Annotated in this window: 7 protein-coding genes; 6 read left to right on the plus strand and 1 reads right to left on the minus strand. The window is 62.0% G+C overall.

Translation table 11 applies throughout. The features are described from left to right. Positions 1 to 5 precede the first annotated feature (5 nt). From HX839_RS16475 to HX839_RS16495, 5 genes are all read left to right on the plus strand, one after another. Positions 6 to 1,421 (plus strand): DNA polymerase Y family protein, encoded by a 1,416-nt coding sequence (locus HX839_RS16475; RefSeq protein ID WP_177049833.1) that lies wholly within the window; start codon positions 6 to 8, stop codon positions 1,419 to 1,421. Further along, entirely contained in the window at positions 1,397 to 4,486 is a 3,090-nt protein-coding gene (locus tag HX839_RS16480) for an error-prone DNA polymerase (RefSeq protein ID WP_371315632.1), read from the plus strand. The genes HX839_RS16475 and HX839_RS16480 overlap by 25 nt, the downstream gene beginning before the upstream one ends. Positions 4,487 to 4,599: 113 nt before the next feature. Further along, on the plus strand, positions 4,600 to 6,309 hold the full coding sequence (locus HX839_RS16485) for an ATP-binding protein (protein WP_177022071.1): 1,710 nt from the start codon (positions 4,600 to 4,602) through the stop codon (positions 6,307 to 6,309). 165 nt (positions 6,310 to 6,474) lie between these two features. After that, positions 6,475 to 9,003: an excinuclease ABC subunit UvrA gene (gene uvrA / locus HX839_RS16490; protein WP_177067347.1), complete on the plus strand. Its 2,529-nt coding sequence runs from the start codon at positions 6,475 to 6,477 to the stop codon at positions 9,001 to 9,003. 236 nt (positions 9,004 to 9,239) lie between these two features. Next, positions 9,240 to 9,503 carry a hypothetical protein gene (locus HX839_RS16495; RefSeq protein ID WP_083853185.1) on the plus strand — a complete coding sequence of 88 codons (264 nt, stop codon included), beginning with the start codon at positions 9,240 to 9,242 and terminating at the stop codon, positions 9,501 to 9,503. Positions 9,504 to 9,571: 68 nt separating this feature from the next. On the opposite strand, the gene HX839_RS16500 is transcribed toward HX839_RS16495, so the two are convergent. Next, complete coding sequence (locus HX839_RS16500) at positions 9,572 to 10,318, minus strand: BPL-N domain-containing protein (protein ID WP_177067348.1); 747 nt, start codon at positions 10,316 to 10,318, stop codon at positions 9,572 to 9,574. A 333-nt stretch (positions 10,319 to 10,651) separates the two neighbouring features. Here HX839_RS16500 and HX839_RS16505 point away from each other — a divergent pair, with 333 nt between their 5' ends. After that, positions 10,652 to 11,383, plus strand: coding sequence for a hypothetical protein (locus HX839_RS16505; RefSeq protein WP_177067349.1), 732 nt, complete (start codon positions 10,652 to 10,654; stop codon positions 11,381 to 11,383). Positions 11,384 to 11,534: the final 151 nt, after the last annotated feature.

Here is an 11,534-nt window from a genome sequence, read left to right on the forward strand (position 1 = left end):
TTGGCATGCGCTGGGTGTGTATTGTGTTCCCGCAATTGGCGCTGGACGGGGTGCTGCGTTCGCGCCCCGAACCGGACCAGCCGTTGGCCCTGCTGGCCGGCACGCCGCAGCGGCGGGTGCTGCAAACCGTCAATGACGCCGCGCGCAAACTCGGCCTGCGCCCCGGCCAATCCCTGACGGCGGCCCATGCCTTGACCAAGGCGTTCGCCTGCGCCGAATACGACCCGGCGCAGATCGAATACTGGCAGCAGTTTCTCGCCGCCTGGGCCTACCGTTTCAGCTCCCAGGTCAGCGTGTTCTACCCACGGGCGTTGCTGTTCGAGATCGAGTCGAGCCTGGGCCTGTTCGGGCCCTGGCCGTTGCTCGAAGCACGCTTGCGCAAGGAGCTGACCGAACTGGGGTTTCGTCATCGCATCGTCGCCGCGCCGAACCCGGCGGCGGCGCGGATATTGGCGAATGCCTACGACGGCCTGGCCGTGGCCGATGAGCAATACCTGCAACACGCCCTGGCACCGATCCCCATCGACCGCGCCGGCCTCGACCCGCAAGCCGCCAGCGCATTGTCGCGCATGGGCTTGCGCACCCTGGCCCAGGTGCAGGCGTTGCCTCGGCATACCCTGGCCCGGCGCTTCGACGCTGCGCTGCTCAAGCACCTCGATGCACTGTGCGGCCAACGGCCCCTGGCGCTGGCGTTCTACCAGCCGCCGGACCGGTTTGATGTGCGCATCGAGCTGAATTTTGATGTGTTGTCCCACCAGGCCTTGCTGTTTCCCTTGCGCCGTTTGACTGGCGACCTGTCGGCGTTCCTGTGTGGCCGCGACAGTGGCGTGCAGCGTTTTGACTTGCACCTGGAGCACGCGGCCGAGCCCGACAGCGTGATCAAGGTCGGCCTGCTCAGCGCCGAGCGTGACGCGGCGATGCTGTTCGAACTGGCCCGTGGGCGCCTGGAGCAAGTGCAAGTCACCTCGCCGGTGCGCGGCTTTCGCCTGGTGGCCGAGGACCTGCCGGTGTTTGTGCCCCAGCGCCAGGACCTGTTCGACGAGCGCCCGCAACAAACCCTGCCGTGGGAACAACTGCGCGAACGCCTGCGGGCGCGGTTGGGGGACGAAGCGGTGCAAGGCCTGCGCTTTCACGCCGACCACCGCCCAGAATGCGCCTGGCAAGCCGGTGCTGATCTTCGCCCGTGCTCACCCTCAAACAACGTGCAACGCCCGGGCTGGTTGTTGCATGAACCGACGCCCCTGGCCGAGCAGGGTCTACACATCCTGATGGGCCCGGAGCGCATCGAATCCGGCTGGTGGGATGGCGCCGATGTGCGCCGCGATTACTACCTGGTGCGCACCCGTGCCGGCCAGCAAGGCTGGGCCTACCGCACCGTGGGCGAGAGCGGCACGCTGTGGCTGCAAGGCTGGTTTGCATGAAGTACGCGGAGCTGCATTGTCTGTCCAACTTCAGTTTCCAGCGGGGCGCCTCCAGTGCCCGCGAGCTGTTTGAACGGGCCAGGCAGCAGGGTTACGAGGCGCTGGCCATCACCGATGAATGCACCTTGTCGGGCATCGTCCGTGCCTGGCAGGCGGCCAAGGAAGTCGGGTTGCCGCTGATTATCGGCAGCGAGATGCGCCTGGAAAACGGCCCCAAGCTGGTGCTGCTGGTGGAGAACCTGGAAGGCTATCAACACCTGTGCCGGCTGATCACCATTGCCCGTCGCCGTGCGGGAAAAGGTCACTACCGCTTGCTGCAGGAAGACTTCACCGCGGTACACGGCTTGCTCGCGTTATGGATGGTCGAAGACACCGACACCCAGGCCCATATCCAATGGCTGTGCAGCACCTTCACCGATCGCCTGTGGCTGGCGGTGGAACTGCATTGCGGCCAGAACGATGCCCGTCACCTTGAGCAACGCCTGAACCTGGCCGCCAGCCTGCACCTGCCGGCGGTGGCCTGCGGCGATGTGCATATGCATGTGCGCGGTCGCCGTGCGTTGCAAGACACCATGACCGCAATCCGTCACCACGTCTCGGTGGCCGAAGCCGGCGCGCGCCTGCATCCCAATGGTGAACGGCACTTGCGCAGCCTCGATGCATTGGCCGCGCTGTACCCGGCGCACTTGCTGGAAGAGTCCCTGAACATTGCCCGGCGTTGCACCTTTGACCTCGGCCAATTGCGCTATCAATACCCCAGGGAGTTGGTACCTGAAGGCCAGGATGCAAAATCCTGGTTACGCACCTTGACCGAGCAAGGCATCGCCCAGCGTTGGCCGAAAGGGGTCGACGCCAAGACCCTCCAGCAGATCAATAACGAACTGGAACTGATCAGCGACCTCGGCTACGAAAGCTACTTCCTCACCGTACACGACATTGTGCGCTTCGCCCGCAGCCGTTCGATCCTGTGCCAGGGCCGCGGCTCGGCGGCCAACTCGGCGGTGTGTTTTGCCCTGGGCATCACCGAGATCGACCCGAGCCTGATGAACATGCTGTTCGAGCGCTTCCTGTCCCGCGAACGCAACGAGCCGCCGGACATCGACGTGGACTTCGAGCACGAACGCCGCGAAGAAGTGCTGCAATACGTCTTCCAGCGCTACGGTCGTACCCGCGCCGCGTTGACGGCGGTGGTCAGCAGCTATCACGGCGCCGGCGCGGTGCGCGACGTGGCCAAGGCCCTCGGGTTGCCGCCGGATCAGGTCAACGCCCTGGCCGACTGTTGTGGGCGCTGGAGCGACGAAGCACCGCCCCTGGAACGCCTGCGCGAAGGTGGTTTCGACCCCGACAGCCCGGTGCTGCGCCGGGTGCTGACCTTGACCCAACAACTGATCGGCTTCCCCCGGCACCTGTCCCAGCACCCCGGCGGTTTCGTGATTTCCGAGCACCCGCTGGACACCCTGGTGCCGGTGGAAAATGCGGCCATGGCCGAGCGCACCATCATCCAGTGGGACAAGGACGACCTCGACGCCGTGGGCCTGCTCAAGGTGGACATCCTCGCGCTGGGCATGCTCAGTGCGATTCGCCGCTGCTTCGACCTGCTGCGCCGCCATCGCAACCGGGACCTGAGCCTGGCTTCGGTGCCCAAGGAAGATGCGGCAACCTACGCGATGATCAGCAAGGCCGACACTATCGGCGTGTTCCAGATTGAGTCGCGGGCGCAGATGTCGATGTTGCCCCGCCTGCGACCGGAAAAATTCTACGACCTGGTCATTGAGGTCGCCATCGTGCGGCCGGGGCCCATCCAGGGTGGCATGGTGCATCCGTACCTGCGGCGGCGGAACAAGGAGGAAGAAACCACCTACCCGTCGCCGGAACTCAAGTCCGTACTGGAACGAACCCTGGGCATCCCGCTGTTCCAGGAACAGGTCATGCAGATCGCTATGGTCGCCGCCGATTACACACCCGGCGAAGCCGACCAACTGCGCCGTTCCATGGCCGCCTGGAAACGCCACGGCGGCCTCGAACCCCATCAGCAACGCCTGCGCACCGGCATGCTGAAAAACGGCTACAGCGAAGCCTTCGCCGCGCAGATCTTCGAGCAGATCAAGGGCTTTGGCAGCTATGGTTTTCCCGAGTCCCACGCCGCCAGTTTCGCCTTGCTGACCTATGCCAGTTGCTGGCTCAAATGCCATGAACCGGCAGCGTTCGCCTGCGCCCTGATCAACAGCTGGCCCATGGGTTTCTACAGCCCCGACCAGATCCTGCAGGACGCCCGTCGCCATCATTTGCAGATCCGCCCGGTGGATGTGCAGGCCAGTGACTGGGATTGCAGCCTTGAGCCGATCGAAGGCCAGCAACCGGCGATTCGCATGGGCTTGCGCATGATCTCCGGGTTTCGCGAAGAGGACGGCCGGCGTATCGAAACGGCGCGCCAGGCCCGGGCGTTTTTTGATATTGCCGACTTGGGCGAGCGTGCCCAATTGGACACTCGCGCCCAGGAACTGCTGGCGGATGCCGGTGCCTTGCGCGGCCTGGCCGGGCATCGGCACCGGGCGCGTTGGGAGGTGGCCGGGGTGCAGAAACAACTGGGCCTGTTTGCCGGTATCGCCAGCCCGGAAGAGGCGGTGGTGGAGCTGCCGCAACCGACAGTCGGCGAAGATTTGTATGCCGACTACGCCAGCGTCGGCACCACCCTGGGCCCACACCCGTTGGCGCTGTTGCGCGATGAACTGCGCGCGCGGCGTTGCCGCAGTTCCAGGGAATTGCTGCAGGTTGAGCATGGCCGCAACGTCAGCGTCGCCGGCCTGGTCACCGGTCGACAACGTCCTGGCACGGCCAGCGGCGTTACCTTCGTTACCCTGGAAGATGAGTTCGGCAATATCAATGTGGTGGTCTGGCGCGATTTGGCCGAGCGCCAACGCCAGGCGCTGGTGGGCTCGCGGTTGCTCAAGGTGGATGGCCGCTGGGAGGCGGTGGGCGAGGTTCGGCACCTGATCGCCGGGCGCTTGACCGACCTGACCCCGTTGCTGTCGGGCATCAGTGTGCGCAGCCGGGACTTTCGCTGAGCCGGCCCTTGCTCCTTCCTGCCGGCATAAGCAATATGCGATGAAACCAACCGCCGCTGCCGGGCTCAAAGTTTTCATCGCCGCCCACCTTTTATCTTTTGCAGAGCCGACCGATGCAGTTTTTATCCAATACCCACGGCTGTGAGGGTTGGGCTGGGGAAATGGCCCAGAGGATTCGTGCTTTCGATTGGTCCACCACCGACCTCGGCCCGATGAATGCCTGGCCCTCCAGCCTGACCAGCGCCGTGCAGATGATGCTGGCATCGCCCATGCCCATGGTGATGCTGTGGGGGCACGCCGGTTACATGATCTACAACGACAGCTATTCGGTATTTGCCGGCGGTCGCCACCCTTATCTGCTGGGTGCGCCGGTGGAACTGGGCTGGCCGGAAGTCGCCGACTTCAACCGCAATGTGGTCGACACCTGCCTGGCTGGCGGCACCTTGTCCTACCGCAACCTGCCCCTGGAACTGTTGCGCGACGGCCGCCCGGAAGAAGTCTGGATGGACCTGTATTACAGCCCCGTGGCCGGTGACGACCAACGACCGGCCGGGGTCCTGGCGATTGTAGTGGAGACCACCGAACATATGATCTCCGAGCGCCTGCGCCAGGAACTCACCCACAACCTGGAGCAGCGCGTGGCCGCGGAGGTGCAAGCCCGTTCCGCCGCCGAGGAACAGTTGCGCCAATCACAGAAGCTGGAAGCCATTGGCGGCCTGACCGGCGGCGTGGCCCACGACTTCAATAACCTGCTGCAAGTGGTCTCCGGCAACCTGCACCTGCTGGCCCGGCATGAACCGGACAACCCCCAGGTGCAGCGCCGGGTCAGCGCCGCCATCGCGGCAGTGGAACGTGGGGCCAAACTGACCTCGCAACTGCTGGCCTTCGCCCGTCGCCAGCCATTGTCACCGGCGGTGTACAACCCGCTGCGCATCTATGAAGGCCTGGGCGAGTTGCTGCAGCGGGCGCTGGGAGAAACCATCCACATTGATGTGCAGCTGCCCCAGGATCCGTGGTGCATTAACGTCGACCGCAACCAACTGGAAAACGCGCTGCTCAACCTGGCGATCAATGCCCGGGATGCCATGAAAGGCGAGGGGGTGATTCGGATCACCGGCGAAAACATCATCCTCAACCCTCCGGATTGCGCCGGTAAAAGCATCAACCCCGGTGAATACGTGCGCCTGGCCGTCGCCGACAGCGGCGCCGGCATGTCACCAACGATCCTGGCACGGGCCTTCGAACCGTTTTTCACCACCAAGCCGAATGGCCACGGTACCGGCCTGGGCCTGAGCATGGTGTTTGGGTTCGTGCGCCAAAGTGGCGGGCATGTTGAGGTCGAGAGCGTGGAGGGCAGCGGTACCGTGGTGCAGATGTATTTCCCGCGCAACCTGGGAGAGCCGGAAAACCACGATGCGCCCGTCGAGCTCACACAACCCACCGGCGGCCATGAGACGATCCTGGTGGTTGAGGACAACGAAGGCGTACGCGCGGCCGCGGTGGAATTGCTTGAACAATCCGGCTACACCGTGCTCACCGCCGAAGACGGCGACCGGGCCATGCTGATGCTCCAGGCCGGCCTGCAACCGGACCTGATCTTCACCGACGTGGTGATGCCGGGCCGGGTCAAAAGCACCGACCTCGCCGAGTGGGCGCGCAGGCAAGTGCCGGCGATAGCGGTGCTGTTTACCTCCGGGCATACCCGCGACATTCTTTCCAGCAACCACCTGCTGGGCAACGACATTCACCTGCTGAGCAAACCCTATGGCCCGGATGACTTGGCGCAACGGGTGCGCTCGGTACTGACCTCCCGAATGATGTGACGAATGAAGATCCAGCCAGCAACACCAAACCACTGTGGGAGCCGGGCTTGCCCGCGATGGCGGAGTGTCAGGCACCCCATCCGGTAACTGGCACACCGTCATCGCGGGCAAGCCCGGCTCCCACAGTTGATCTTCACTGCCTTGAACACACCGATAAGGTTACCCATGACTTCCCAGCGCAACCTGCCACCAGACACCTCACTCATCACCCAACGCCCTGGCTTCGTGCGGGTACGAGGTGCCCGGGAACACAACCTGCGCAACGTCGACGTGGACATCCCCCGCGACGCCCTGGTGGTGTTCACCGGCGTGTCAGGCTCCGGCAAGTCCTCGCTGGCATTCTCCACCGTCTACGCCGAAGCCCAGCGCCGCTACTTCGAATCCGTGGCGCCCTACGCCCGCCGCCTGATCGACCAGGTCGGCGTACCGGACGTCGACTCCATCGAAGGCCTGCCGCCCGCCGTGGCCCTGCAACAACAGCGCGGTACACCCAGCACACGTTCATCAGTGGGCAGCGTCACCACCTTGTCCAGCCTGATCCGCATGCTCTACTCCCGCGCCGGCAGTTACCCGGCGGGGCAACCGATGCTGTACGCCGAAGACTTTTCCCCCAACCTGCCCCAGGGCGCCTGCCCGCAATGCCACGGCCTGGGCCGCGTGTACGAAGTGACCGAAGCCCTGATGGTGCCCGATCCTTCCCTAACCATCCGCCAGCGCGCCGTGGCGTCCTGGCCGTTGGCGTGGCAAGGCCAGAACCAGCGCGACATCCTCGTCACCCTGGGTTACGACGTCGACATCCCGTGGCGCGACCTGCCGAAAAAGCAGCGCGAGTGGATCCTCTTCACCGAAGAAACCCCCACCGTACCGGTGTACGCCGGCTTCACACCGGCCCAAACCCGCGACGCCCTCAAACGCAAACTCGAGCCCAGCTACCAGGGCACCTTCACCGGCGCCCGCCGCTATATCCTGCACACCTTCACCCACTCCCAAAGCGCCCTGATGAAAAAGCGCGTTTCGCAATTCATGCAAGGCAGCCCGTGCCCGCTGTGTGAAGGCAAACGCCTGAACAAGGCCGCGCTGTCGGTGAAATTTGCCGGCGTGGACATTGGCGAGCTATCGCAAATGTCCCTGCTGCAACTCGCCGAGCTCCTGCGCCCGGTGGCTGAAGGGCAGGGCGATAAAAAGCTCTCCGTGGAAAAACGCCTGGCCGCCCAACGCATCGCCCAGGACCTGCTCGAACGCGTCAGCACCCTGACCGACCTCGGCCTCGGCTACCTGGCCCTGGAACGCAGCACACCAACCCTGTCCTCCGGCGAACTGCAACGCCTGCGCCTGGCCACCCAACTGGGCTCGCAACTGTTCGGCGTGATCTACGTGCTCGACGAACCTTCCGCCGGCCTGCACCCTGCCGATGGCGAAGCCCTGTTCGCCGCCCTCGACCGCCTGAAGGCCGCCGGCAACTCACTGTTCGTGGTGGAACACGACCTGGAAACCATGCGCCGCGCCGACTGGCTGATCGACGTCGGCCCGGCTGCCGGCGAGCACGGCGGCCAGGTCCTGTACAGCGGCCCACCGGCCGGCCTGGCGCAGGTCGAAGCCTCGCAAACCCGCGAATACCTGTTCGCCGAAAAACGCCCGGTCAGCCAACCACCGCGCCAACCCACCGGCTGGCTGAGCCTGGAAGGCGTCACGCGCAACAACCTCAAGGACCTCAGCGTGGACTTTCCCCTGGGCTGCTTCACCGCCGTCACCGGCATTTCCGGCTCGGGCAAATCCAGCCTCGTCAGCCAGGCGCTGTTGGAACTGGTAGGCGCAGGCCTGGGCCGCGTGGTGGAAACCGAAGACGAACCCAGCCTCGAAGACGACGCCCCGCAAACCAGCGGCGGCCGTATCAGCGGCGGGCTGGAACACATTCGCCGCCTGGTGCAGGTGGACCAGAAACCCATTGGCCGCACACCGCGCTCCAACCTCGCGACCTACACCGGCCTGTTCGACAACGTACGCAAACTGTTCGCCGCCACACCCGCGGCGAAAAAGCGCCATTTCGACGCTGGGCAATTTTCTTTCAACGTCGCCAAAGGCCGCTGCCCGAACTGCGAAGGCGAGGGGTTTGTCAGCGTTGAATTGCTGTTCATGCCCAGCGTGTATGCGCCATGCCCGACGTGCCACGGGGCGCGGTACAACCCGGAAACGTTAGCGATCAAGTGGGAAGGGCTGACCATTGCCCAAGTGCTGGGGCTGACGGTTGAACAGGCGGTAGAGGTATTTGCCGAAGAGCCGGGTGTGCTGCGCTCGCTGCAAGTGCTGCGGGATATTGGCTTGGGGTATTTGCGTCTTGGCCAGCCGGCCACGGAGCTGTCGGGCGGGGAGGCGCAGCGGATCAAGCTGGCGACCGAGCTGCAACGCAATGCCCGGGGCGCGACGTTGTATGTGCTGGATGAACCGACGACCGGGCTGCATCCGCGGGATGTGGACCGGTTGTTGAGCCAGTTGAATCATCTGGTGGAGGCGGGGCACACGGTGATTGTGGTGGAGCATGAAATGCGTGTCGTGGCCCAGAGTGATTGGGTGATTGATATCGGGCCGGGGGCCGGGGATCGAGGCGGGAAGGTGGTGGTGAGTGGCACGCCGCAGAAGGTGGCGAAGAGCAAGAGCAGCCGGACGGCGCCGTTTTTGGGGCGCGAGTTGGGCTGAGTTTTGCTCGACGTGCGCCAGGTTCGCCGGCAGCTTCGTGATTGCCCGAGCGTTCGGTAGACTGCCCCGATTTTTTCTGATTTCCCCATCTTGTGAATAAATGGCCCTATGAGATACGTCGAAAATGGATCTTTTATCGATCCATTTCTCTTCTTATAGTCGACCAACGCCCCAAGCAATTAACAGCGGTCATTAGTTCTGCTGTGGGGTTAGGTTTCTCATTTGCGGAAGTTGATATGAATTATAAAAACGGCTCTATCGGTATCGGGGTGTCTGCACTTTTAGTGCTGTCAGTTCTGCGTTTATCCACTAACCAACCCCCAACCCGGGAAGAGTTTGTAAAGTATCCATCTCTCCGGCAGAAGTGGTTCACGATATGCGACGCTCGCAGCAACCTTGCCGAGCTCAATGATGAAGGCTGCAAGCATTTACGCGAATGGCAGGCGGCCACCAAATTTCCCGTACTGGACAATTTGATGAATCAAAACCTGGGTAAATAGCTGGCTGCCATATGACTTTTTCAGTTGGCTGGAGCATCCAGCTGGAATCTGGAAGTCATCATCGCCCCCTACCTGCGCCCCTCAATGCTGCGCACCAACGCCCCAAAAAGCTCACCCCGCGGCATCTTGCTCAAGGGAATATTCGCCTTCTCGAACCACTCCCGATCCGCCTCTGGGTGCGGGCCGCTCAGCACCACTACCCCGTTTTCATAGGTGTAACGCGCTGCCGCCACATCACCATTCCGGTAGGTCGCAATGGTTGAAGAAGGCGAGGTCGCGTCACGCTTGGGGAAGTAAGGCCCATCCTGATAAAAGACGCTATCGGCTTTCCCATCCCACACAACCTGCACCGCCGCGTCCGCAATGCCCGCGACCTCAAACCCAGGCCTGCCTGCCTCTGAATCAAGGTCGTAGGGTATCAGGCCAAAGTTGCTGTCGTCGGCCAGATAAGCGCCCATACACAGCCCCAGGTAGCGCCCACCCTGGGCGACAAAGTCACGAATGGCCTGCACCCGCGCATCCCCCAAACTATCAAGCGCCGCAGGGATGTCCTGACCGCCACCCGGTTGAACGTAGAGGTCATAACGAGCGAGGCTTTGCGGCGTGATGTCGATCGATTCATCGGCACCTACAAAGTCAATCTGCGCATTCGGGCGGACGCGCAGCAGGGCTGTTTTGACATTCTCTGAACATCCCTCGCAGCCCGCCGGGCCTCGGTAGATAGCGACATGGGCGATGGGGGTCGCGGCGTGCACTGAGGAAGGAAGCAGTGTGAAAAACGCAAAAAGCGTCGCGGCGATGGCGTGCAGATTCATGGTTGTAGAGTCGTCTTAAAGCTGATTGGGTCCGATCGGACTTTGTGATTCGAAGCCTAAAGCCAATAGCCACTTGAAGGAGTTAACATTTGTAAAACGGCTAGGAAAAATCGGGGTTGATGATCGCAACGACGGTTTTCCCATTGAAATTTATGGGTTTTCCTTTAGTGCATAAATATCGAAGAGAGCGTTTCTTCCATTTTCAGTCCCCGGAATTTTTCAGGCCGTTTGAGTCAGCTCTCGGCCATGCGCGAATGCTATCGGCCAATAGCACACACTCAAGTATCGACTATGCTTGGAGCGATTCAGCCCTGTACCTGAAGGATCTAAACAATGGGGTACCTTGTCGTTGCTCACGCGATGAATGTGAAGCCGGAGTTAGAACCACTTTCTACGTTGCCGGTGAGCATTGGTTGGTCATTGCACCAGGATGAAAACGCCACGTCGTTCTACTTAGACACGTTCAAGGCTGGCGAAGAACGGAAATGGCCCTTTACGTCTATGCCACCCATCAAGGATGTACCACTTGAGCTCCCTCAAGAATTGGCAGCGCTATCGCGGATATACAAAGTGCTTAAGGATGCTCAGCTAGCCGACTACTTCAAGAGAGCTTTCCTGAATGTGAATTTAGCGCTGAGTAAAAGCCTTCAATTACACGTTTGCAGCTTTTGCACAGATGACGACGGGCTGGATTTTGTGTGTGTATCGGCGAATGGTGAACTGCAAAGGCTGCGTTGCGTTTGCGGTGATCTGGATATCACCTACGAGCTTGGCACGGTCATGATCCAGCCGCTTCTGATAGATGGGGTTGAAGGCACCGACGCAAGTGGTCTGCATGACCCCGAGAACGGCATTCACGTCTTGAGTCGGAATATAACGCCCTCATCATTACTGCATGCGGTGGCTTCAGCAGAAACCACTCGCTTTCTACAAACAGAAAGCCCCCCTCTGGGTCTAGGTAGCTTCGATGGTCTGGACGTCGCACCGGTAAAGATTGCTGGCTCTACGATCGCCTCGCTGAAGCCTGAGGTGGTTGCTCAGAAAGCGTGGTGGAGGCGGTGGTAGTTGTATCGACGACTTCGACCCAAGCCAGGAGGTTTTCCGGGGAAAAGTAGCCAATTATCAGCATCGAAAAATTGGGGCCGATAATGGGGGCCAGTTTTCAAAAAGCTACCCGTCACGATGGGCTGCAATCGGCCAAAAGCTGACCTTCGAA

Source organism: Pseudomonas sp. I8001, from assembly GCF_013385345.1.
GTDB lineage: Bacteria > Pseudomonadota > Gammaproteobacteria > Pseudomonadales > Pseudomonadaceae > Aquipseudomonas.